Source organism: Aquamicrobium defluvii, from assembly GCF_004363725.1.
Taxonomy (GTDB): Bacteria; Pseudomonadota; Alphaproteobacteria; order Rhizobiales; family Rhizobiaceae; genus Mesorhizobium; species Mesorhizobium defluvii.
The window spans coordinates 23,385-44,645 of the sequence record NZ_SNZF01000017.1 but is presented as its reverse complement, the minus strand read 5'-3'; the positions used below and the strand labels follow the sequence as shown (position 1 = coordinate 44,645).

The window sequence follows — 21,261 nt, the reverse complement described above, 5'->3', positions numbered from 1 at the left end:
TTCACGTGAAACGAGCAACTTATTCCAACCGGGCATGTTTCACGTGAGTCAGGCCCCCTTTCCCTCATGTTTCACGTGAGTCACTTACCGATACAGAATTGCGAGAAGATCACATCCAGCAAATCCTCGACATCGATCGCTCCAGTGATACGTCCCAGCGCATCCGCCGCTAGACGAAGCTCCTCTGCCCTGATTTCGAGGGGGGCCACCGCATCGTTCTGACCGATCCTCAGGTGACGGAGGGTATCCTCCAGTAATTCCACATGCCGCAGGCGGGATGGCAACGTGTCTCCCGCCAGGCTTAGGCTGTGCTCTGCGCGATGTCCGATGGCTTCAAGAAGGTCGGGTATGCCTTCCTCCGTAAGGGACGAAATTCGGAAATCGTAATTGACATCACCCAAATCTTTAGCAGCGATCAGATCCAGCTTGGTCCCCACCCGCAGGCAGCTGGTTTCAAGCCAATCCACCTCCACCGTTTGCGGATTGAGCATATCTTCCAGGATCAGGACAAGATCTGCGTTCCGGCTCCTTTCGCGTGCCTTTTCCATTCCAATGGTCTCGACCATCCCGGCATCTTCCCGCAGGCCGGCGGTGTCGGTGATCACGACCTTCACACCATCGATATCCAGAGTTACGTCCAGAAGGTCGCGTGTCGTCCCCGGTTCGTTGGTGACAATGGCCGCATCGCGCCGGGCTAGAGCGTTGAACAGGCTCGACTTGCCGGCGTTTGGGGCCCCCAATATCACGACCTCGAAGCCGTCCTGGATGATCTCGGCGGCGGCGAACCCCCCGATATGCCTGTCAACCTCATCCACAAGGTCGGCTATATCGGCCCACACGGTATCCGCTACGGAACCTGGAACATCGCTCTCATCCGCAAAGTCGATCTCAGCCTCGATCACCGCGCGGGCATGAATGAGGCGTCGGCGCCAATCCGTATAGAGCCTACTCTGGGCGCCATCCGCATTGCGTTGCGCAAGTCGACGCTGCGACTCGGTTTCGGCATTTATAAGATCGGCCAAAGCCTCGGTCTGAACCAGATCGAGCTTTCCATTCATGAACGCGCGGCGGGTAAACTCCCCGGCCTCCGCATGGCGGACGTTCGGAATAGCTGTGAGAGATTTCATCACGGCTTCAACCACGGCTCGGCCGCCATGTATCTGAAACTCGGCAACCTCCTCGCCCGTAAAGCTGTTCGGTGCGGGGAAGTATATAACCAGACCCCGATCCAGCACTTCCTTTTTCGAAGGCGAATACAGAGCACGGTGGACGGCCTTTCTGGCCGGGGGGGCGGTGCCACAAATCGTTTCGAGAACGAATCGAGTATCGGGGCCTGAAATTCGTATGACTGCAACTCCCGCCGGGAGCCGTCCGCTCGACAAGGCAACAATGGTCTCACCGAATATCATTTGCTCCACAGCGCGAACCCATCTACCAGTTGCGTGTCTTCTTCTTCAGCCAAGGGCGGCCATATGAGCTTACCGCCTCGGAATCTGCTTGCCGATCAGGCAAGCCCCTACTTGCAGCAGCACGCCACCAACCCCGTGCACTGGCGGCCCTGGTCTTCTTCCGCCCTGGAGGAAGCCCGGGAACTCGACCGTCCCATCCTGCTCTCGGTTGGCTATGCCGCCTGTCATTGGTGCCATGTCATGGCCCATGAAAGCTTCGAGGACATCGGGATAGCGGCGGTCATGAACCGTCTGTTCGTCAATATCAAGGTGGATCGTGAAGAACGGCCTGACATAGATCAGATCTATATGGCCGCACTCACAGCCATGGGCGATCAGGGTGGCTGGCCGCTGACCATGTTTCTTACGCCTGACGCCAGACCGTTCTGGGGCGGTACATACTTTCCGCCACGCGCCCGCCTTGGCAGGCACGGGTTTATCGAGGTGCTAAATGCCGTATTCGGCGCATGGCGAAACAAACGGGCCGACATACTGCACAGCGCCGATACGCTGAACGGGCATATCCGCTCCAGGCTTGGCCCTGCGCACGGGAGGGGCTCTATACGCGCGGATGCCTTCGCCGATATCGCCGGGAGCATCCACAACATGATCGATAGCGATGCCGGAGGCTTGAAAGGCGCACCCAAATTCCCGAACGCTCCCTTCATGCATGCCTTGTGGCTGTCCTGTCTCAATACCGGCAACGATGCCCACCGATCTGCCGTTCTCTCCAGCCTCGAGCACATGCTGGCTGGCGGAATCTACGATCATATCGGCGGCGGCCTGGCGCGTTATTCCACGGATGCGCAATGGCTGGTGCCGCATTTCGAGAAAATGCTCTACGACAATGCGCAATTGCTGCGGCTCGCCAACTGGGCCTATGCCGCGTCGGGATCGGAATTGTTCCGGATACGAATCGAAGAGACGGCGCATTTCTTGCTGCGGGAAATGAAGGCAGATGGCGGCGCATTTGCCTCCAGTCTCGATGCCGATAGCGATGGCCAGGAAGGCTTGTTCTACACCTGGGACAGGTCGGAGATCGAGGATGTGCTGGGCGAAGACGCATCCTTCTTCTTCACGCATCATTCGCTCGCAAAGCCCCACTCATGGGAAGGCAAGCCTATTATCTACCAGACGCGGGGGCAGGCACCGGGATTATCCGCTCAAATTGAGCGTTTGAGACACATCAAGCAAAGATTGCTGGACGCGCGGGAAAAGCGTATCCGGCCGGCCCGCGACGATAAGGTTCTGACCGACTGGAACGGACTGGCGATTGCCGCGCTCGCCGAATGCGGACGTTCCCTCGGTCAGGCGGAATGGGTGAGCCCAGCCGAGGACGCTTTCCACTACATCGTCGGCACATCAAAAGACGGGCGCCTGCCGCATTCCACGCTAGGCGACAGAGCACAGTTTCCTGCGCTGTCGAGCGACTATGCAGCTATGATCAATGCCGCGATCTCCCTGTTCGAAGCGACCGGGAAGAGAGTCTATATCGATTATGCCCGGCAGTTCGCGGGACAACTCGACCGATGGCACAGGGACGATAGCGAGACCGGTTACTATCTGACCGCGTCGGATAGCAGCGACGTTCCCATCCGCATTCGCGGCGATGTGGATGAAGCTATCCCCTCGGCGACCAGTCAGATCATCGAAGCGCTGGTGCGGCTGGCCTCGATGACCGGCGATATGGACATACAAGAGAAAGCCTGGACCGTCGCGGAATATGCCGCTGGACGCGCGGCGAAACAAAGCTACGGGCAGATCGGAATTTTGACGGCATGCGAGCTGGCGCGCGCGCCGCACAAGCTGGTAATTGTGGAGAACCACACCGATTACCGGTTTGTTCCGGTCGCGAATCGATATCCCGATCCGCGCCGGATCGATATCGTCTTGCATGTCGGCGATGCGGCTGGCGTCAGCCTGCCCGGAGATGTGCTGCCCTCGACGGAAAAACCGGGCGCATATCTGTGCGCAGGCCAAACCTGCCTGCCGGTGATTGCCGATGCCGGGATCCTGGAGAAAACACTGAAGGCGAGACCGTAAGCCCCGCCTTCGAACAATCCGGTCCCGGATCAGGTGTTCATCGAATCGAAGAAATCCGAATTGGTCTTCGTCTGCTTGAGCTTGTCGATGAGGAACTCGATCGCATCGGTCGTGCCCATCGGCGCGAGGATGCGGCGCAGCACGAAGATTTTCTGCAGGTCCTGACGCGGAACCAGCAGGTCCTCCTTGCGGGTGCCGGACTTGAGAATGTCCATGGCCGGGAAGATGCGCTTGTCGGCCACCTTGCGGTCGAGCACGATTTCCGAGTTGCCGGTACCCTTGAACTCCTCGAAGATGACCTCGTCCATGCGGCTGCCGGTGTCGATCAGCGCCGTGGCGATGATGGTGAGCGAGCCGCCTTCCTCGATGTTGCGCGCCGCGCCGAAGAAGCGCTTCGGACGCTGCAGGGCGTTGGCGTCAACACCGCCGGTGAGCACTTTGCCGGAAGACGGCACGACCGTATTGTAGGCGCGGCCGAGGCGCGTGATCGAATCGAGCAGGATGACGACGTCGCGGCCATGCTCCACCAGGCGCTTGGCCTTCTCGATGACCATTTCGGCCACCTGGACGTGGCGCGCGGCCGGTTCGTCGAAGGTCGAGGACACGACCTCGCCCTTCACCGAGCGCTGCATGTCGGTCACTTCCTCAGGCCGCTCGTCGATCAGCAACACGATCAGGTAGCATTCGGGATGGTTGGTGGTGATCGAATGGGCGATGTTCTGCAACAGCACCGTCTTGCCGGTGCGCGGCGGCGCCACGATCAGCCCGCGCTGGCCCTTGCCGAGGGGAGCAACCAGATCGATGACGCGGGGCGATATGTCCTTGGTGGTCGGATTGTCGACTTCCATCTTCAGGCGCTCGTTCGGATAGAGCGGCGTCAGGTTGTCGAAATGGATCTTGTGCCGGATCTTTTCCGGATCGTCGAAATTGATCGTGTTGACCTTGAGCAGGGCGAAATAGCGCTCGCCCTCCTTCGGGCTGCGGATCGGCCCCTCGACGGTATCGCCGGTCTTCAGCGAAAAGCGGCGGATCTGCGAGGGCGAGATATAGATATCGTCGGGACCTGGCAGATAGTTGGCGTTGGCCGAGCGCAGGAAGCCGAAACCGTCCTGCAACACTTCCACGACGCCGTCGCCGATGATCTCGATATCCTGCGCCGCCAGCTTCTTGAGGATGGCAAACATCAGCTCCTGCTTGCGCATGACGCTGGCGTTCTCCACCTCGAGCGATTCGGCATAGGCGATCAGCTCTGGCGGCTTCTTGTTCTTGAACTCTGCGAGTTTCATTTCCTGCATGGCGGGACTCTGGGTGTGCTGGGCGGGATATCGGCGAATGCGATGGATTGCCGGACGCGGTCGAATGGGAAAACAACGGCGCATGGCGGAAAGGAGGGATTTCCTTTTAACGCCGCGCCTGCCAAAGAGCAAGACAGCTTTTGGGGTGCCTCAGAATGGCTTGACGATCACCAGAATAACGATGGCGATCATCAGCAAGGTAGGAACTTCGTTGACGATCCGCCAGTGCTTCGCCGGCTTTTCGTTACGATCCTCGGAAAATTTTCGTACCGCGGCTGACAGATAGCCATGAACGCCGGACATCAGGACGACAGCGGCGATCTTGGCATGCAACCAGCCGCCGTGAAAGCCGAACCCTTTCCAGGCGAGCCACAGACCCATCACCCAGCTCACGATCATCGCCGGATTGATGATGGCCCGCAGCAGACGTCGCTCCATGACCTTGAAGGTCTCGGATTGCACCGACCCTTTTTCCGCGTTGGCATGGTAGACGAACAGGCGCGGCAGATAGAGCATGCCTGCCATCCATGAAATCACGGCGATGACATGAATGGCCTTGATCCAGTTGTAGGCTTCTTCCGGCGCGAAAAGAAAAAGCGCGGCCGTGAGCGCAACAAGAACGGCAATCGCCACCAGCGCCCGCAAGGCAGCGTTGCGGTTGCCTGCCTGCACAGTCTTCATCGTCCAGCTTCTCCACGTACCAGACGCACCATAGCCTCGACATGGGCGACAGGGGTTTCGGGAACGATGCCGTGTCCGAGATTGAAGATGAACGGTCCGTCCTTCAGTTTATCGAGAATTGCGGACACCCCCTCGGACAAGGCCCTGCCCCCGGCGACAAGCCGCAACGGATCGAGGTTGCCCTGTACAGCCCCTTCCTTCTGCAATTCGGCTGCCTGTGAGAGCGGAACCGACCAGTCCAGACCAAGGCCCGCCACTCCGGTCTTGCGACGATAGGAACTGTAGTTTGCGCCGGCCCCCTTGGGGAACCCGATCACCGGAACACCGGGATGGACTTCATGCACCTTGCGCACGATGCGGGCGACCGGCTCCACGCAGAAGGCTTCGAACGAAGGCTCATCGAGCACACCCGACCACGAATCGAAAATCTGCACCGTATCCGCACCCGCCTCGATCTGGCGGATCAGATAGGAAGCAGACTGGTCGGCCAGCACGGCCAGCAGTTTCCCGAAGGCTTCCGGCTCCCGGTAAGCGAACAGCCGCGCCGGTGCCTGGTCCGGAGTGCCGTGGCCGGCAATCATATAGGTGGCGACGGTCCAGGGCGCGCCGCAGAAGCCGATCAGGGTCGTCTCATCCGGCAATTGCCGGCGCAGACGCCGCACCGTTTCGTAAACCGGTTCCAGATTCACGTGAAACGCCCCTGTGTCGAGCGCATCGATCTCGCCTGCCGTAATGGGTGTCATCAGCGGGCCCCGGCCCTCTTCGAACCGCAGGTCGCGGCCCAGCGCATGCGGCACGACGAGAATATCGGAAAACAGGATCGAGGCATCGAAGCCGAAACGCTCGATGGGCTGCAGCGTCACCTCGACAGCCCGGTCCGGGTTGTAGCAGAGGTCGAGAAACGAGCCCGCCTGTTTCCGGGACTCGCGATATTCAGGCAGATAGCGGCCTGCCTGCCGCATCATCCAGAGCGGAGGCGGAAATACCGCCTCGCCTTTCAGAACCCGCATCATTTTCCGTTCGGCGCTCATTGCGTCTCGCTTTCAGGACCCAAATCTAAAAACAAATCTCTGAATGAGAGAATCTTTTGATTCTATGAGTCTGTTGGAATCGGTGATTCATATTTTTCCCGGTTTGCTCTTCCGAAAGCCATCCAGCATTTTGTCGCGACCAGAGTTGTCCAGCCTGAAGAATGCTGGGGACAGCTTTCAAAACACAAGCATAATCAAAAAGATTCCTGCCCGGTACGGAATCACCGTCTGTGGATGGAAGGGAAGCTTCCCCGGCAGTTCACGATCTTGTCCCCAGCCGTGAAACGGAATGCACGCGAGCCCGAATTGTGGACAAGCCGTCATCTGATACAGTCACCCCCGGCCGGCCGTGGAATCTCTCCCGGCTTGTCCACAGTCGCCCACAGAGCCGGATGTATAGTGTGAACAAGCCGCAAAGTTTCTTCCATTTGCATATGATTTCGGATGCCACTGGCGAGACGCTGCTGGCGGCCGGGCGCGCGGCTTCGGCACAATACAAGAATGCGCGCGCCATCGAGCACATCTATCCGCTGATCCGCAACGAGAAGCAGTTGATGAAGGTGTTCGAGGAGATCGAGGAAGAGCCCGGCATCATCCTCTATACGGTGGTCGACCAGAAGCTGGCGCGCCTCATAGACGAGCGCTGCGCCTCCATGGGCCTGCCCTGCGTCTCGGTGCTGGAGCCGGTGCTCACCGTGTTCCAGTCGTATCTGGGCACGCCGGCGGGGCGAAGGGTGGGTGCGCAGCATGTTCTGGATGCGGATTATTTCCGCCGCATCGATGCGCTCAACTTCACCATGGAGCATGACGACGGCCAGTTGCCGCTCAACATGGACGATGCCGATATCGTGCTGATCGGCATTTCGCGCACGTCCAAGACGCCGACCAGCATCTATCTGGCCAATCGTGGCATCAGGACGGCCAACATTCCGATCGTTCTCGGCGTTCCGGTGCCGGAAAGCCTGATCAGGGCCACCAGGCCGCTCATCGTGGGGCTGGTGGCGACGGCCGAGCGCATCTCGCACATTCGCCAGAACCGCACCCTCGGCAACACAAGCGGCTTCGAGGGCGGCACCTATGTCGACCGCGCCTCGATCACCGAAGAGCTCGCCTATGCGCGGCAGATCTGCACCCGCCACAACTGGCCCATGATCGATGTGAGCCGCCGTTCGATCGAGGAGACAGCCGCCGCCATCCTTGCCCTGCGCAACAAGAGCCGGTAATCGCTGAACAACAAGCCGCAACAGAAGCCAGAAGGTCCCATGACGGAAAAACTTATCCTTGCTTCCGGCAGTCCGTTCCGCAAGGCCATGCTGGTCAATGCCGGCATCGAGGTGGAGGCGGTTCCCGCTGAAATCGACGAACGCGCTGTGGAAGCGCCGTTGCACGACAGTGGCCTCTCTCCGGAGGATGTGGCTGCGATCCTTGCCGAAGCCAAGGCTATGGAGGTCAGCGAAAGACGGCCGGGCGCGCTGGTGCTGGGCTGCGACCAGACCCTTTCGCTGGGTGACAGGCTGTTCCACAAGCCTGCCGACATGGAAGGCGCGCGCCGTCACCTGCTTGCCCTTTCGGGGATGACCCATCAGCTGAACAGTGCGGCGGTGCTGGTTCGCAATGGCGAGGTGCTGTGGCGTCACGTCGGCATCGCCAACCTCACCATGCGCCAGCTGGATCCGGCCTTTATCGGCCGTCATCTGGCGCGCGTGGGCGACAGGGCCCTGTCCAGCGTCGGCGCCTATCAGGTCGAGGGCGAGGGCATCCAGCTTTTCGAGAAGGTCGAAGGCGACCATTTCACCATTGTCGGCCTGCCGCTGCTGCCGCTGCTGGCCGAACTGCGACGGCTGGGAGCGATAGATGGCTGATACTGCAAGGAAAGCCTTCGTCATCGGCCATCCCATCGCCCATTCGCGTTCTCCGAAAATCCATGGCCACTGGCTGAAGGCATACGATCTCGCCGGCAGCTATGAGGCGGTCGACGTCGCACCGGACGATCTCGCCGGCTTCATCGGGGGGTTGCAGGAAAACGGCTTTTGTGGAGGCAATGTCACGATTCCGCACAAGGAAGCGGTGGCCGCGCTGGTCGGGCGCCTCGACGACGCGGCTGAACGGATCGGTGCCGTGAATACACTATGGTTCGAGGATGGTTGCCTTTGGGGCGGCAATACGGATGCGCACGGCTTCGCCGCCAATCTCGATGAGCATGCGCCGGGCTGGGCAAAAAACGGCCCTGCGGTCGTGCTCGGTGCCGGCGGCGCGGCGCGGGCCGTCATCCATGCGCTGAAGGAGCGCGGGGTGGCGGACATACGCATCGTCAACCGCACGCTGGAACGCGCGCTGGAATTGCGAGACCGTTTTGGCGCCGGAACGAGTGCGCACCGTATGGATCGTGCCGGTGAACTGCTGGCCGATGCCGGCCTTCTGGTGAACACCACTGCGCTCGGCATGCATGGCAATGAAGGTCTGCCAGCCGACCCGGCAGCGCTGCCGGATACGGCGATTGTCACCGAAATCGTCTATGTGCCTCTCGAAACGCCGCTGCTGGCGGCCGCGCGCGAACGCGGCCTGCAATGTGTGGACGGGCTTGGCATGCTGCTGCATCAGGCCGTTCCCGGCTTCGGGCGCTGGTTCGGCAAGCGCCCGGAGGTCACGCCGCAGCTGCGAAATCTCATCCTTGCCGATCTCGGGGCTGCGGCATGATCGTGCTCGGCCTCACAGGCTCGATCGGCATGGGAAAATCCACCGCGGGAAAGATGTTTCGCGAGGCGGGCGTGCCGGTGCACGATTCCGACGAGGCGGTGCATCGCCTCTATGCGGGCGCTGCGGCACCGCTGGTCGAGGCCGCCTTTCCCGGCAGCACCGTCGATGGCGTGGTCGATCGCGTGGCGCTCGGCAGGCTGGTCTTCGGCAATCCGGCGGCGCTGAAGAAGCTGGAAGCGATCGTGCATCCGCTGGTGCGGGCCGATGCGGACGCGTTTCTGGACCGGCACCGCGCCGCCGGCGCGAAGCTCGCGGTGCTCGACATTCCCCTGCTGTTCGAAACCGGCGGCCGGGACCGGGTGGACAGGATCGCGGTCGTTTCCGCGCCGGCCGAATTGCAGCGCGAGCGGGTGCTGGCGCGGCCGGGCATGACGGCGGAGCGTTTCGAGGCGATCCTTGCCAAGCAGACGCCAGATGCCGAAAAGCGCCGTCTGGCCGACTATGTCATCGATACGAGCAAGGATTTCGATGCCACCCGCGCCCGTATCCACGAGATCGTCGCTGAACTCACCGGGGAAAAGAGCCCTCGATCCACGGCGTGACCTTGCCGGCGGCGGTGCGTCTGGCCAATCTTGTCGCAAGGAGCGAATCGGTGCGTGAGATCATTTTCGATACGGAAACCACGGGCCTCGATGCGCGCGAGGATCGCATCATCGAGATCGGCGGCGTCGAGCTGGTGAACCGGTTTCCGACCGGCCGCACCTTTCACAAATACATCGATCCGCAGGGCCGTCAGATCCATCCCGACGCACAGGCCGTGCATGGCATCAGCGCCGACGATCTGGCAGGCAAGCCGACCTTTCCCGAGATCGCCGAAGAATTCATGGCTTTCGTGGAAGGCGCGAAGCTCGTCGCCCACAACGCCAGTTTCGACATCAATTTCATCAATGCCGAATTTGCCCGGCTGGGTCACCCGCCGGTGGCTTCGGAACTTGTGGTCGATACGCTGGCGCTCGCCAGGCGCAAGCATCCGATGGGTCCCAATTCGCTCGATGCCCTGTGCCGCCGCTACGGCATCGACAACAGCCATCGCACCAAGCATGGCGCCCTGCTCGATTCCGAATTGCTCGCGGAAGTTTATATCGAACTGATCGGCGGCAAGCAGGCGGCGCTTGGGCTGGATGCGGTCGTGGTGACCGGTGTCGAGCAGGTCAGCATCGAGATGGCCGAGGTCAGGATCGGTGCGCGCCCCGCGCCCCTGCCATCGCGGCTGAGCGAGGCTGACCGCGCAGCTCATTCCGCGCTGGTCGATTCGATGGGCGAAAAGGCCGTATGGTTACAGGTTGCAGATTGTATGGCGACCTGAAATCAAATGTAAAACATTGATTTTATTGGCTTTATAGGAAATCGGCGTAAACAAAAAACCCGGCGTGAAGCCGGGTTTTGTATCGTCGTCCCGCCTATGGCTCAGCTTACCTGAACCTTGGCGGCCGCCTGATCCTCGGCCAGCTTCTGCTGGAACATCTGTGCGAAGTCGATCGGATCGAGCATCAGCGGCGGGAAGCCGCCGTTGCGGGTCGCGTCGGCGATGATCTGGCGCGCGAAGGGGAACAGCAGGCGCGGGCATTCGATGAACAGGATCGGCAGCATGTGCTCCTGCGGGAAGCCGTCGATGTTGAAGACGCCGCCATAGACGAGCTCGACATTGAACAGCACATCCTTGTCGACGGTGGCTTTGGCCGTCAGGGACAGGATCACGTCGAACTGCTTTTCCGAAAGCGGATTGGCATTGACGTTGACATTGATGGCGATGCCCGGAGCCTTGTCGCGGCCACGCAGAGAGTTCGGCGCGCCGGGGCTCTCGAAGGAAAGGTCCTTCACATACTGCGCCAGCACGTTGAGCGTGGGCTGCTGCTGGGTTGCGTTGCCATTGCCGTTGCCGGCTTTCTTTTCATTGTCGTCGGCCATGAGCCCTGTTCCTGTTTTCGGACCGTCCGGCCCCGAGGTGGATTCGCCGGGTTGGCTATCACGAGAGTGCCGCCAAGACAAGTTTCCGGCTGGTTTCCATGCAGCGTCTGCGCTGCGCGGGCCGTCATTCCTCGGGCAGTCGGCGCCAGGGCGAGCTGTCGTCGGGCCGCCCCCGCGAGAAATCCTCGCTGTCGAGGTCGATGGTATGGCTGTTGGCGTCCCGGCGGAAACCGGCGGTGCCGAACTGGCTGGTGAACACGACCCGGCGCCCGAACATCTTCCAGAACAGCGCCCGCACCGGCGGCAGGAGGATCAACAGGCCGATGGCCGAGGTGATGAATCCCGGAACGATGAGCAGGATGGCGGCGACGACCGCCATGGCGCTGTTGGCCAGCTGAAGGCCGGGGTCCTTGCCGGCGTCCATTGCAGCGCGCGCCCTGTTCATGGCGTCAAGCCCCTGATGACGCAGCAAGGCGCTGCCCGCCACGGTAGAAAGCATCACGAGGGCGACGGTAGCCAGCGCGCCGATCTGCTTGCCGACAACGACGAAGCCGGCGATTTCCAGCAGCGGAAGCAGCAAAAGGAAGACGGGGAGGAGAGAAACACGCAAATTTGTAACCGTTTTCTGGTCGTTTACGCCTTCGGCATCATTTGCCTCTGGCACTGGTTCCTACAGATAGGTATGCGTGCCTTTGATTTGAATGATTGTGTCTCGCGTTCTATATGCTTTGATAGGACGACGCCAGACAGGGTGCTGTGCGTTCGGTGCAGCCGCAAGAAGGGATCATTGGCGCGCGCATGGAATTCTTCGACTTCGGCACGATTTTCTTCATGATCGCGGCGGTGGTGATCTTCTTTCAGCTGCGCAACGTTCTGGGCCGCCGCACCGGCAGCGAGCGTCCGCCCTTCGATCCCTATTCTGCGCGCAAGCAGGAAAAGCCGGGTGCCGGCGATGGCGACAACGTGGTGGCGCTGCCGCGCAAGCGCGGTGAAGCCTCCGCCGAGACCTATGCGGCCATCGACGCGCTCGCCAAACCCGAGACCGAGCTGAACAGGGGTCTGCGCGCCATCAAGGACGCGGATGCGAGCTTCGACCCGAAAGGCTTCATCGAGGGCGCGAGGATGGCTTATGAGATGATCGTGATGGCCTATGCCGACGGCGACCGCAAGACACTCAAGAATCTGCTGTCGCGGGAGGTTTACGACGGTTTCGTCACCGCTATTTCCGAGCGCGAGGGCCGTGGCGAGAAGATCCAGTCTTCCTTCGTCGGCATCGACAAGGCCGAGATCGTATCGGCGGAGATGAAAGGCAGTGAGGCCCACGTCACGCTGCGCATCGTTTCGGAACTTATCTCGGCCACCCGCGACAAGGCAGGCGATATCATCGACGGCGATCCCGACACGGTGGCCGAGGTCAAGGATGTCTGGACCTTTGCCCGCGACACCCGCTCACGCGATCCGAACTGGAAGCTCGTCGCGACAGAAGCCGAAGACTGACCGGCAGGGCGATTTCGTCCCGTGCCGGACAAGAACGCCCTTCCATTCAGCCGGATCCGCTTCGGGGACCTGCCCGGCTGGGAAGCCGACGACCAGCTTGCGGCCTTCGGGGCCTTCCGGCGCTCGGCCAGCCATATTCTGACCAGACCCTACAGAACCGGCGGCCTTGGTGTCCGCTTCGAGGCGTTCACCGAAGCCTATAATGATGCGCGGACCGTTTCGCCGGCGAGCCCCAATGAGGCGTGCGCCTTTTTCGAGCGGCATTTCGTGCCCCTTCGGGTGAAGCCGGATCATGGTGATCACGGACTTGTGACCGGCTTCTACGAGCCGCAGGTCGAGGCATCCCCGGTCAGGACGGAGCGCTTCACCGTGCCGCTGCTCGCCCGCCCGCGCGACCTCATCGACATGGACGACGCCAACCGCCCGGTGGGCATGGACCCCTATCTGGCCTTTGCCCGTCAAACAGTCGCGGGACTGGTGGAATATCACGACCGTCCGGCGATCGAGCGCGGCGCGCTGGCCGGACAGGGTCTTGAGATCGCATGGCTGGCAGACAAGGTCGATGCCTTCTTCATCCACGTGCAGGGCGCGGCACGGCTTGCGATGACCGACGGGCGCAGCGTCCGCGTCACCTACGCAGCCAAATCCGGGCAGCGTTTCACCGGGCCCGGCGGCGTGCTGGCGAGCCTTGGGGAAATCCCGCTGGCGGATGTAACCATGCAGTCCATCCGTGGCTGGTTTCGCCGCAACCCGCAGCGTGTGGACGAAATCCTGTGGCGGAACCGATCCTATATATTTTTCCGGGAGGCGCCCGTGGACGACCCGGCGCTCGGGCCGGTGGCGGCGGCAAAGGTGCCGCTGACGCCCGGCCGCTCCATGGCCGTCGACCGCCTGCTTCACACGTTTGGCACGCCCTTCTACATCGACGCGCCGACGCTGACCGCTTTCGATGGAAAACCTTTCCGGCGGCTGATGATCGCGCAGGATACCGGCTCGGCCATCGTCGGCGCTGCCCGTGGCGATCTCTTCGCGGGATCGGGTGATGCGGCGGGCGAAATCGCCGGCGTGGTGCGCCATCATGCAGATTTCTACGCTCTTGTGCCGCGGCGGATCGCGGACCATCTGTCGTCGGTTACGGATGTGAATCGATGACGAGACGGCCGCAAAAGACGCTGAGCGACGAAGACCGGGTGCTGTGGAATCTGGTGGCGCGCTCGGCCGTTCCGCTCAAGGGCCGGGCCGCGCCGGCGGTCGAACCGCCGCAACCCGCTCCCCCCGCCCCCGCGCCGGCAAGGGTTGCGCCTGCCGCAGGCGCGCCGGTGCCGGAAAAAAAGCCGTCGCCGCCGCGTCATCTCGACCGCCCCACCCTGGACAAGCTGGCCAAAGGTCGGTTGCCGATCGAGGCCCGCGTGGACCTCCACGGCATGACGCAGGACGAAGCCTATTCGCTGCTGTTTTCCTTCCTGCACCGCGCCTACGCATCCGGGCTGCACTACGTGCTGGTCATTACCGGCAAGGGGTCGTCGTCCGGGGGCGACGGCGTGCTGCGCCGCTCGGTGCCGGGCTGGCTGGCGGCGCCGGCTTTTCGCATGTTCGTATCGAGCCACGAGCATGCGGCGCGTCATCATGGCGGCTCGGGCGCGATTTACGTGCGTCTGCGCAAGGTGAGGTGAGGCGATGTTCCCATGACACCGCTGGGCGAAAAAATCCGCGAACTGCGGCGCGAGCGCGGCGCAAGCCAGAAGGAAATGGCCGAGGCCATCGGCGTGAGCCCTGCCTATCTGTCGGCGCTGGAGCATGGAAGGCGCGGCGCGCCGAGCTGGACCCTGATCCAGAAGATCATCGGCTATTTCAACATCATCTGGGACGAGGCGGAGGAATTCCAGCGCATCGCGCTGGCCTCGCATCCGCGCGTCAGGGTCGACACGTCCGGCCTGTCGCCGGCGGCAACGGAACTGGCCAATCTGCTGGCCGAGAACATCGCGCGCATGGACGAGGCTGAAATCCGTGCCATCAACGCCCGTATCCGGGAGGTGCTGGCGCGGCGGCGGTAAGGTTCAGATTTCCGGGGTCATGCTTCAGGCGTCGCGGACCTGATAGTCCTTCACCGTCGTGAAGCGGATCGCTTTCCAGCGTTCTGCCTCATAGTTGAGTGAAAATTCGTGCTGGGCGAGGAACACCGGATCGTCGTCGAGGTCGCGGGCGATGTCGCCGCGATGCGCTTCCATGAACCGCATCAGCTCGGCCGGTTCGTCAGCGTCGATCCAGCGGCAGACGGAAAAGCGCGACACTTCGAAATCGACCGGCAGGCCGTATTCGATGTTGAGCCGCTCCTTCAGCACGTCAAGCTGGAGCGCGCCGACCACGCCGACGATGGCCGGCGAGCCGTCTTCCGGCGTGAACAGCTGCACCACGCCTTCCTCGGCCATCTGGTGCAGCGCATCCTTCAGCTTCTTGGCCTTCATGGCGTCGCCAAGGCGCACGCGGCGCAGGATTTCCGGAGCGAAGTTCGGCACGCCGCGGAACAGGATGTCCTCGCCCTCGGTCAGCGTGTCGCCGATGCGCAGCGTGCCGTGGTTGGGAATGCCGACCACGTCGCCGGCATAGGCTTCGTCGGCGGTGATGCGCGAGCGGGCGAAGAAGAACTGCGGGGCCGACAGCGACATCGGCTTGCCGGTGCGCACCAGCTTGGCCTTCATGCCGCGTTGCAGGATGCCGGAGCAGACGCGCACGAAGGCGATGCGGTCGCGGTGGTTGGGGTCCATGTTCGCCTGGATCTTGAAGACGAAGGACGTCATCTTGTCCTCCGTCGCCTCGACCGTGCGGGTATCGGCTTCCTGCGCGCGCGGCGGCGGGCCATAGGCTCCAAGCGCCTCGATCAGGTCGCGAACGCCGAAATTGCGCAGCGCCGAGCCGAAATAGACGGGTGTCAGATGCCCTTCGAGGAAAGCATCGCGGTCGAAGGGGCGGCAGGCTTCGCGCGCCAGTTCGGTTTCCTCGATGAAAGCGGCACGGTCGTTTTCCGGCAAAAGGCCGGCGGCGCGGTTGGAGTCCGGCCCGTGGACGGGAGTGCGCCCGGTCTCGGCATCGCCGCGGCGCACGGCATTCTCGGCCAGATGATAGGTGCCGGCGAAGGTCTTGCCCTGTCCGATCGGCCAGGTCACGGGCGCGGTGTCGAGAGCCAGCTTCTCCTCGATCTCGTCGAGGATCTCGAAGGTGTCGCGGGCCTCGCGGTCCATCTTGTTGACGAAGGTGATGATGGGAATGTCGCGCAGGCGGCAGACCTCGAACAGCTTGAGCGTACGCGGCTCGATGCCGCGCGCGGCGTCGATGACCATCACTGCCGCATCGACGGCGGAAAGGGTGCGATAGGTGTCGTCCGCGAAGTCCTCGTGGCCCGGCGTGTCGAGCAGGTTGAAGACGTTGTCGCCATATTCGAAGGTCATCACCGAGGTGACGACCGAAATGCCGCGCTCGCGCTCGATCTTCATCCAGTCCGAACGGGTCTGGATCTTGTCCTTCTTGGCCTTCACCTCGCCGGCGAGCTGGATGGCGCCGCCGAACAGCAGCAGCTTTTCTGTCAGCGTCGTCTTGCCGGCGTCCGGGTGCGCGATGATCGCGAAGGTCCGGCGGCGCTTCACCGCCTCTTGAATAGTCTCGGCCATGTCAGGAATCCCGTCTGGTGGCGGGCTTCTAGCAATAACGGGCAGACCTGTCGAACATAAATGGTTCTGGGAGACGGCATATGCGGCACTGGTCTATTCGCAGGGCCTGATGTAAGCGGAACCGCCGGGGCGCATCGCCGTTGAAGCGGCACCCCTGCCTTGCCCGATCAGTCTCGATAGGATTTGCGCCATGTCCTCCTCCCAGCCCGCCTCCGTCATTGGCCCCACCGTTGGTTTCGTGCGCCTTCCACACGCCGCCGATCTGCCGTTGCCCGCCTATGAAAGCAGGGGCGCGGCCGGCATGGATCTGCGCGCGGCGATTCCCGAGGATCGCTCGATCCTGATCCTTCCCGGCAAGCGGGCGCTGGTGCCGACCGGGCTGGTCATGGAAATCCCGGAAGGAATGGAAGGCCAGATCCGCCCCCGTTCCGGCCTTGCGCTGAAGCACGGCATCACCTGTCTGAACACGCCCGGAACCATAGACAGCGACTATCGCGGCGAGGTGCAGGTGCTTCTGGTCAATCTCGGCGATGAGGATTTTTCCGTCAGCCGCGGCATGCGCGTCGCCCAGATCGTCTTTGCGCCGGTCACGCAGGTGCGCACCGAGGAGCGCACGCTGGCCAGCGGCACCTCGCGCGGCTCCGGCGGATTCGGCTCGACCGGAACGGCCTGACCGCTGCGGTTTCGATTGCCCGGCCCCATCGCGGGGGCGATAGGATCGCCGCGACGATCACATCCTCCGGGGTTCGGCCATGGACAAGGGCACGGTCTTCAGGAAGCTGCACGCTTCCACCTTCATAATTCCCAATCCATGGGACATCGGAACGGCCAGGCTGTTGCAATCGCTTGGCTTCCAGGCGCTGGCCACGACCAGCGCCGGCTTCGCCTTCTCGCGCGGCCTGCCCGATGGCGGCGTTTCCTTCGAGGCGATGATCGCCCATTGCAGGGAAATCGTCGCCTCGACCGACCTGCCCGTCTCGGCCGATCTGGAAAAGGGCAAGGGCGACAGCCCCGAAAGCGCTGCCGAAACCGTGTTCGCGGCGGAAGCGGCCGGTCTGGCCGGCTGTTCGCTGGAAGACTTTTCCGGTGACGAGGACAAGCCGATCTACGACTTCTCGCATGCGGTCGAGCGTGTCGAGGCCGCCGTGGAAGCGGCGCGGGCTCTCAGAAGCGATTTCGTCTTCACCGCGCGGGCCGAGAATTTCCTGCACGGCCGCCCCGATCTGGACGACACGATCAGGAGGCTTCAGGCTTTCGAGAAGGCCGGCGCGGACGTGCTCTATGCACCGGGGCTCACCGATATCGCGCAGGTGCGCACGGTCTGCGCATCGGTGGAGAAGCCGGTGAACGTTCTGGCGAGCCCCGCCTTCACGGTATCGGCCCTCGCCGATGCCGGGGCCACGCGCATCTCGCTCGGCTCCAAGCTGACAACCCTGGCTTTCGGCGCAGTGGAAAAAGCGGCGAAGGAAATGCTGGAGGGCGGAACCTTCGCCTTTGTCCGTGAAGCCATGGACTTCGACCGCGTGCAGGAGATGTTCCGGCCGGTCGATTGACTGGGCGCCTTCTATGCAAACCCGTCCCGATGATCTACCACGGGCCGGCCTCAGGCTGCCTGAAGAAAAATCTGCCCCGTCGGAGAGGACTGAATGCCGGATTATGACGTGTTGTGCATCGGCAATGCCATTGTCGATATCATAGCCCAGAGCGACGAGAAATTCCTTATCGACAACGGCATCATCAAGGGCGCGATGAACCTCATCGACGCGGAGCGCGCGGAATTGCTCTACGCACGCATGGGGCCGGCTGTGGAGGCTTCCGGCGGCTCGGCCGGCAACACGGCGGCGGGCATTGCCAGCTTCGGCGGGCGTGCCGCCTTTTCCGGCAAGGTGGCCGACGATCACCTCGGCGACATCTATGCGCACGATATCCGCGCGCTCGGCGTCGCCTTCGACACCGAGCCGCTTGCCGGCACGCCGCCGACGGCGCGCTGCATGATCTTCGTCACGCCCGACGGAGAGCGCTCGATGAACACCTATCTCGGCGCTTGTGTGGAATTCGGCCCGCAGGACGTGGAGCCAGCCAAGATCGCAGCCTCGAAAGTGGTCTATTTCGAGGGTTATCTGTGGGATCCGCCGCGCGCCAAGGAAGCGATGCGCGAAGCCGCGCGGCTTGCGCACGAAGCCGGTCGCGAAGTGGCGATGACGCTCTCCGACAGCTTCTGCGTGGACCGCTACCGCGACGAGTTTCTCGATCTGATGCGCAGCGGCACCGTCGACATCATACTGGCCAACGACCACGAAATCAGGGCGCTCTACCAGACGTCGTCCTTCGATGCCGCGCTCGAGGCTTTGCGCAAGGATTGCAGGCTCGCCGCCGTCACCTGCTCGGAAAAAGGGTCTGTGATCGTGCGCGGCGACGAAACCGTGAAGATCGGCGCCATTCCGATCCGCGAACTGGTCGACACAACCGGTGCGGGCGATCTCTACGCCGCAGGTTTCCTGTTCGGCTATACGCAAGGCCGCGCGCTGAAGGAGTGTGGCAGGCTTGGTTCGCTCGCAGCCGGCCTCGTCATCCAGCAGGTCGGTCCGCGTCCGCGCCAGAACCTGCGCTTCGAGGCCGGGCAGGCGGGGTTGCTGCAGGAAACCCTCGCGTAATCGCTGAAGCGTTCCGCCTCAGCTTCCAAGCTCGACGGAACGCTTGCGCGCCGCCTCGACGGCTTCTGTCAGCAGGCGTGTCAGCCGTTCCTCGCCCATCAGCACGTCGAGGGCAGCGGCGGTGGTGCCCTTGTAGCTGGTGACCTGCTGGCGCAGCACGCCGGGCTCCTCGCCGCTTTCCGCGGCCATCACGGCAGCCCCGTAAACGGTCTGCACCGCGAGTTTCGCCGCCGTATCGTCCGGCAGGCCGGCGGCTCTGGCCGCAGAGGTCAGCGCCTCGATGAAGTGGAACACATAGCCCGGACCCGAGCCGGAAACGGCGGTCACGGCGTCCATCAGCTTCTCGTCGCCGACGGAGGCCACCTTGCCGCTTGCAGCCAGCAGGCCGGACACGAAATCCTGTGCCTTGTCACCGACATGGCCGTTGGCAAAGACCACCATCATGCCCTTGCCGATTGCGGCCGGGATATTGGGCATGCAGCGTATGACCGGGGTGTTTTCACCCAGAATGCTCTCGAAGGTCGCGACGCTGGTGCCGGCGGCGATGCTGACGAAAGTCGTGGCGCCGTTGCCGAAGCGCGCATAGCCGGCCAGAACCTCGCGGATCGCCTGCGGCTTGACCGCGATGACCACGATTTGGGGGGAGATATCCGAGGCCAGGTCTTCGACGCCCGCTGCCGTCTTGCAGCCCAGTGCCGCCGCCTTGCCGCGCAAATCGCCGTTCGGCTCCACGACAACGATTTCATTCGCCGCGATCCGGCCGGAATCGATCCAGCCCGACAACATGGCGCGACCCATATGGCCGCAGCCGACGAGAACTAGCCTTGCAGTCATCCTGATCCTCCGAACTGGCCGCTGTTCTTAACCCGGCCAGCTTCGGCTGGAAAGGAAATTGCCGCTCAGCCGCCGGACTTCGGCACGAGAAGCGGCACGATGCGCTCGCTCGTGCTGACCTGCGGGCTCTGCACCGAGCCGTAGGGAATGCCCAGCGCGTCCCATGTCTCGACCAGCGCGTCGCGCAGCTGGAGGATGAGCTCGTCGGAATGGAAGGGGGTGGGCGTGATGCGCAGCCGTTCGGTGCCGCGCGGCACGGTCGGATAGTTGATCGGCTGGATATAGATGCCGTGAACGCCCAGAAGGCGGTCCGTGGCCATCTTGCACAGTTCGGGATCGCCAACCAGGATCGGCACGATATGGGTGACGGAAGGCATGACCGGCAGCCCGGCCTCGCCGAGAATCCGCTTGGCATGTGCGGCCTGCCGCTGCTGGGCGTCGCGTTCGACCTGCGACGATTTCAGATGGCGGATGGATGCGGTTGCCGCTGCGGCCAGCGCCGGCGGCAGGGCGGTGGTGAAGATGAAGCCCGGCGCATAGGAGCGCACGGCATCGACCACCGCGGAAGTGCCGGTGATATAGCCGCCCAGCGTGCCGAACGCCTTGGCGAGCGTGCCCTCGATGATGTCGATGCGGTGGGCCAGCCCCTCGCGCTCGGTGATGCCGCCGCCGCGCGGACCGTACATGCCGACAGCATGGACCTCGTCGATATAGGTCATGGCGTTGTACTTTTCGGCAAGATCGGCGATCTCCCCGATCGGTGCGATATCGCCGTCCATGGAGTAGACGCTTTCGAACACGATGAGCTTGGCGCGCTCGCGCCCGGCCGCCTGAAGCAGGCTTTCCAGATGACCGACGTCATTGTGGCGGAAGATGCGCTTTTCAGCGCCCGAGCGGCGCACGCCCTCGATCATCGAGGCATGGTTGAGTTCGTCCGAGAGGATGAGGCAGTTGGGCAGCAGCCGCGCGATGGTGGAAATGGCCGCCTCGTTGGAAACGAAGCCGGAGGTGAAGACAAGCCCGGCTTCCTTGCCGTGCAGGTCGGCCAGTTCCCGTTCCAGCTCGACCAGCGGATTGCTGGTGCCGGAAATGTTGCGGGTGCCGCCTGCGCCCGAGCCCATGCGGCCGGCAGCGTCCTGGAAGGCGCTGACGACGGACGGATGCTGGCCCATGCCGAGATAGTCGTTCGAGCACCAGACGGTGATTTCGCGCGTGTCGGCGCCGGTGCGCCACAGAGCGCGCGGAAACTTGCCGACCATCCGTTCCAGGTCGGCGAACACACGGTAACGGCGCTCGGCGTGCAACTGGTCGATGGCGTCTTCGAAGAACCTTTGATAGTTCATTTTCGGGTCCCGTTGGAGCAATTCCGGGAAACGCGAATCTTGGCTTTCCGGACGGAACTGCGCAGCAAGTTGAGAGAGGCGGCCTCGCAATTTCAAGGAAAGCGG

At 62.7% G+C, this 21,261-nt stretch carries 22 protein-coding genes; 13 read left to right on the top strand and 9 right to left on the bottom strand.

Annotation, left to right across the window (positions count from 1 at the left end; translation table 11 throughout):
- Positions 1–80 precede the first annotated feature (80 nt).
- Complete coding sequence (gene mnmE / locus DES43_RS13740; protein ID WP_035029876.1) at positions 81–1,409, bottom strand: tRNA uridine-5-carboxymethylaminomethyl(34) synthesis GTPase MnmE; 1,329 nt, start codon at positions 1,407–1,409, stop codon at positions 81–83.
- Positions 1,410–1,472: 63 nt separating this feature from the next.
- Here mnmE and DES43_RS13735 point away from each other — a divergent pair, with 63 nt between their 5' ends.
- Positions 1,473–3,491: a thioredoxin domain-containing protein gene (locus tag DES43_RS13735; protein WP_035029734.1), complete on the top strand. Its 2,019-nt coding sequence runs from the start codon at positions 1,473–1,475 to the stop codon at positions 3,489–3,491.
- A 29-nt stretch (positions 3,492–3,520) separates the two neighbouring features.
- On the opposite strand, the gene rho is transcribed toward DES43_RS13735, so the two are convergent.
- The 3 genes from rho to hemE form a co-directional block, all read right to left on the bottom strand.
- The gene (gene rho / locus DES43_RS13730) at positions 3,521–4,786 is read right to left on the bottom strand and encodes a transcription termination factor Rho (RefSeq protein ID WP_133675655.1); all 1,266 of its coding nucleotides are present in this window, start codon (positions 4,784–4,786) and stop codon (positions 3,521–3,523) included.
- A 150-nt stretch (positions 4,787–4,936) separates the two neighbouring features.
- Positions 4,937–5,467 carry a protoporphyrinogen oxidase HemJ gene (gene hemJ, locus DES43_RS13725; protein ID WP_035029740.1) on the bottom strand — a complete coding sequence of 177 codons (531 nt, stop codon included), beginning with the start codon at positions 5,465–5,467 and terminating at the stop codon, positions 4,937–4,939.
- A complete protein-coding gene (gene hemE, locus DES43_RS13720; RefSeq protein ID WP_035029743.1) occupies positions 5,464–6,498 on the bottom strand; it encodes a uroporphyrinogen decarboxylase in 1,035 nt (344 codons plus the stop codon). The genes hemJ and hemE overlap by 4 nt, the downstream gene beginning before the upstream one ends.
- 401 nt (positions 6,499–6,899) lie before the next feature.
- Between hemE and DES43_RS13715 the strand changes: the two genes are divergently transcribed.
- From DES43_RS13715 to dnaQ, 5 genes are read left to right on the top strand one after another with little or no spacing between them, the layout of a single operon-like run.
- Positions 6,900–7,721, top strand: a complete 822-nt coding sequence (locus DES43_RS13715) for a pyruvate, water dikinase regulatory protein (RefSeq protein ID WP_035029746.1) — start codon at positions 6,900–6,902, stop codon at positions 7,719–7,721.
- Positions 7,722–7,760: 39 nt separating this feature from the next.
- On the top strand, positions 7,761–8,360 hold the full coding sequence (locus DES43_RS13710) for a Maf-like protein (protein WP_035029749.1): 600 nt from the start codon (positions 7,761–7,763) through the stop codon (positions 8,358–8,360).
- Positions 8,353–9,195, top strand: a complete 843-nt coding sequence (locus DES43_RS13705; RefSeq protein WP_035029752.1) for a shikimate dehydrogenase — start codon at positions 8,353–8,355, stop codon at positions 9,193–9,195. Before DES43_RS13710 ends, DES43_RS13705 begins: the two co-directional genes overlap by 8 nt.
- Positions 9,192–9,797 (top strand): dephospho-CoA kinase, encoded by a 606-nt coding sequence (coaE, locus tag DES43_RS13700; protein ID WP_035029755.1) that lies wholly within the window; start codon positions 9,192–9,194, stop codon positions 9,795–9,797. The genes DES43_RS13705 and coaE overlap by 4 nt, the downstream gene beginning before the upstream one ends.
- 50 nt (positions 9,798–9,847) lie before the next feature.
- Positions 9,848–10,561: a DNA polymerase III subunit epsilon gene (gene dnaQ / locus DES43_RS13695; protein WP_035029879.1), complete on the top strand. Its 714-nt coding sequence runs from the start codon at positions 9,848–9,850 to the stop codon at positions 10,559–10,561.
- 101 nt (positions 10,562–10,662) lie between these two features.
- Here dnaQ and secB read toward each other — a convergent pair whose 3' ends face one another.
- Together secB and DES43_RS13685 are read right to left on the bottom strand one after the other, a co-directional pair.
- The gene (secB, locus tag DES43_RS13690; RefSeq protein ID WP_035029758.1) at positions 10,663–11,163 is read right to left on the bottom strand and encodes a protein-export chaperone SecB; all 501 of its coding nucleotides are present in this window, start codon (positions 11,161–11,163) and stop codon (positions 10,663–10,665) included.
- A gap of 124 nt (positions 11,164–11,287) precedes the next feature.
- The gene (locus DES43_RS13685) at positions 11,288–11,773 is read right to left on the bottom strand and encodes an FxsA family protein (protein WP_035029882.1); all 486 of its coding nucleotides are present in this window, start codon (positions 11,771–11,773) and stop codon (positions 11,288–11,290) included.
- Positions 11,774–11,961: 188 nt separating this feature from the next.
- Here DES43_RS13685 and DES43_RS13680 point away from each other — a divergent pair, with 188 nt between their 5' ends.
- From DES43_RS13680 to DES43_RS13665, 4 genes are read left to right on the top strand one after another with little or no spacing between them, the layout of a single operon-like run.
- On the top strand, positions 11,962–12,660 hold the full coding sequence (locus tag DES43_RS13680) for a Tim44/TimA family putative adaptor protein (protein ID WP_035029885.1): 699 nt from the start codon (positions 11,962–11,964) through the stop codon (positions 12,658–12,660).
- 21 nt (positions 12,661–12,681) lie between these two features.
- Positions 12,682–13,812, top strand: coding sequence for a murein transglycosylase A (gene mltA, locus DES43_RS13675; RefSeq protein WP_051520687.1), 1,131 nt, complete (start codon positions 12,682–12,684; stop codon positions 13,810–13,812).
- The gene (locus DES43_RS13670; RefSeq protein ID WP_133675653.1) at positions 13,809–14,333 is read left to right on the top strand and encodes a Smr/MutS family protein; all 525 of its coding nucleotides are present in this window, start codon (positions 13,809–13,811) and stop codon (positions 14,331–14,333) included. The genes mltA and DES43_RS13670 overlap by 4 nt, the downstream gene beginning before the upstream one ends.
- Positions 14,334–14,345: 12 nt before the next feature.
- Positions 14,346–14,714 carry a helix-turn-helix domain-containing protein gene (locus DES43_RS13665; RefSeq protein ID WP_035029763.1) on the top strand — a complete coding sequence of 123 codons (369 nt, stop codon included), beginning with the start codon at positions 14,346–14,348 and terminating at the stop codon, positions 14,712–14,714.
- Between the two features lie 24 nt (positions 14,715–14,738).
- Here the strand turns inward: DES43_RS13665 and DES43_RS13660 are convergent, their stop codons facing one another.
- Complete coding sequence (locus DES43_RS13660; RefSeq protein WP_035029766.1) at positions 14,739–16,325, bottom strand: peptide chain release factor 3; 1,587 nt, start codon at positions 16,323–16,325, stop codon at positions 14,739–14,741.
- Between the two features lie 190 nt (positions 16,326–16,515).
- Here DES43_RS13660 and dut point away from each other — a divergent pair, with 190 nt between their 5' ends.
- The 3 genes from dut to DES43_RS13645 all read left to right on the top strand — a co-directional run bounded on the left by dut (position 16,516) and on the right by DES43_RS13645 (position 18,979).
- A complete protein-coding gene (gene dut, locus DES43_RS13655) occupies positions 16,516–16,998 on the top strand; it encodes a dUTP diphosphatase (RefSeq protein ID WP_035029769.1) in 483 nt (160 codons plus the stop codon).
- 79 nt (positions 16,999–17,077) lie between these two features.
- Complete coding sequence (locus DES43_RS13650; protein WP_035029771.1) at positions 17,078–17,878, top strand: isocitrate lyase/PEP mutase family protein; 801 nt, start codon at positions 17,078–17,080, stop codon at positions 17,876–17,878.
- 93 nt (positions 17,879–17,971) lie between these two features.
- A complete protein-coding gene (locus DES43_RS13645; protein WP_035029773.1) occupies positions 17,972–18,979 on the top strand; it encodes an adenosine kinase in 1,008 nt (335 codons plus the stop codon).
- Between the two features lie 18 nt (positions 18,980–18,997).
- Here DES43_RS13645 and proC read toward each other — a convergent pair whose 3' ends face one another.
- Both proC and hemA read right to left on the bottom strand, forming a co-directional pair.
- Positions 18,998–19,813 (bottom strand): pyrroline-5-carboxylate reductase, encoded by an 816-nt coding sequence (proC, locus tag DES43_RS13640; RefSeq protein WP_035029775.1) that lies wholly within the window; start codon positions 19,811–19,813, stop codon positions 18,998–19,000.
- Between the two features lie 65 nt (positions 19,814–19,878).
- Positions 19,879–21,156, bottom strand: a complete 1,278-nt coding sequence (gene hemA, locus DES43_RS13635; protein ID WP_035029777.1) for a 5-aminolevulinate synthase — start codon at positions 21,154–21,156, stop codon at positions 19,879–19,881.
- Positions 21,157–21,261: the final 105 nt, after the last annotated feature.

Bases quoted from the DNA above. Each gene is read 5' to 3' on its own strand.
- coaE (WP_035029755.1), top strand. From the start codon at position 9,192: ATGATCGTGCTCGGCCTCACAGGCTCGATCGGCATGGGAAAATCCACC.
- mnmE (WP_035029876.1), bottom strand. From the start codon at position 1,409: ATGATATTCGGTGAGACCATTGTTGCCTTGTCGAGCGGACGGCTCCCG.
- DES43_RS13650 (WP_035029771.1), top strand. From the start codon at position 17,078: ATGGACAAGGGCACGGTCTTCAGGAAGCTGCACGCTTCCACCTTCATA.
- DES43_RS13665 (WP_035029763.1), top strand. From the start codon at position 14,346: ATGACACCGCTGGGCGAAAAAATCCGCGAACTGCGGCGCGAGCGCGGC.
- DES43_RS13705 (WP_035029752.1), top strand. From the start codon at position 8,353: ATGGCTGATACTGCAAGGAAAGCCTTCGTCATCGGCCATCCCATCGCC.
- DES43_RS13670 (WP_133675653.1), top strand. From the start codon at position 13,809: ATGACGAGACGGCCGCAAAAGACGCTGAGCGACGAAGACCGGGTGCTG.
- DES43_RS13660 (WP_035029766.1), bottom strand. From the start codon at position 16,325: ATGGCCGAGACTATTCAAGAGGCGGTGAAGCGCCGCCGGACCTTCGCG.
- DES43_RS13710 (WP_035029749.1), top strand. From the start codon at position 7,761: ATGACGGAAAAACTTATCCTTGCTTCCGGCAGTCCGTTCCGCAAGGCC.
- dut (WP_035029769.1), top strand. From the start codon at position 16,516: ATGTCCTCCTCCCAGCCCGCCTCCGTCATTGGCCCCACCGTTGGTTTC.
- DES43_RS13735 (WP_035029734.1), top strand. From the start codon at position 1,473: ATGAGCTTACCGCCTCGGAATCTGCTTGCCGATCAGGCAAGCCCCTAC.
- hemA (WP_035029777.1), bottom strand. From the start codon at position 21,156: ATGAACTATCAAAGGTTCTTCGAAGACGCCATCGACCAGTTGCACGCC.
- hemJ (WP_035029740.1), bottom strand. From the start codon at position 5,467: ATGAAGACTGTGCAGGCAGGCAACCGCAACGCTGCCTTGCGGGCGCTG.
- proC (WP_035029775.1), bottom strand. From the start codon at position 19,813: ATGACTGCAAGGCTAGTTCTCGTCGGCTGCGGCCATATGGGTCGCGCC.
- rho (WP_133675655.1), bottom strand. From the start codon at position 4,786: ATGCAGGAAATGAAACTCGCAGAGTTCAAGAACAAGAAGCCGCCAGAG.
- DES43_RS13680 (WP_035029885.1), top strand. From the start codon at position 11,962: ATGGAATTCTTCGACTTCGGCACGATTTTCTTCATGATCGCGGCGGTG.
- hemE (WP_035029743.1), bottom strand. From the start codon at position 6,498: ATGAGCGCCGAACGGAAAATGATGCGGGTTCTGAAAGGCGAGGCGGTA.
- DES43_RS13645 (WP_035029773.1), top strand. From the start codon at position 17,972: ATGCCGGATTATGACGTGTTGTGCATCGGCAATGCCATTGTCGATATC.
- secB (WP_035029758.1), bottom strand. From the start codon at position 11,163: ATGGCCGACGACAATGAAAAGAAAGCCGGCAACGGCAATGGCAACGCA.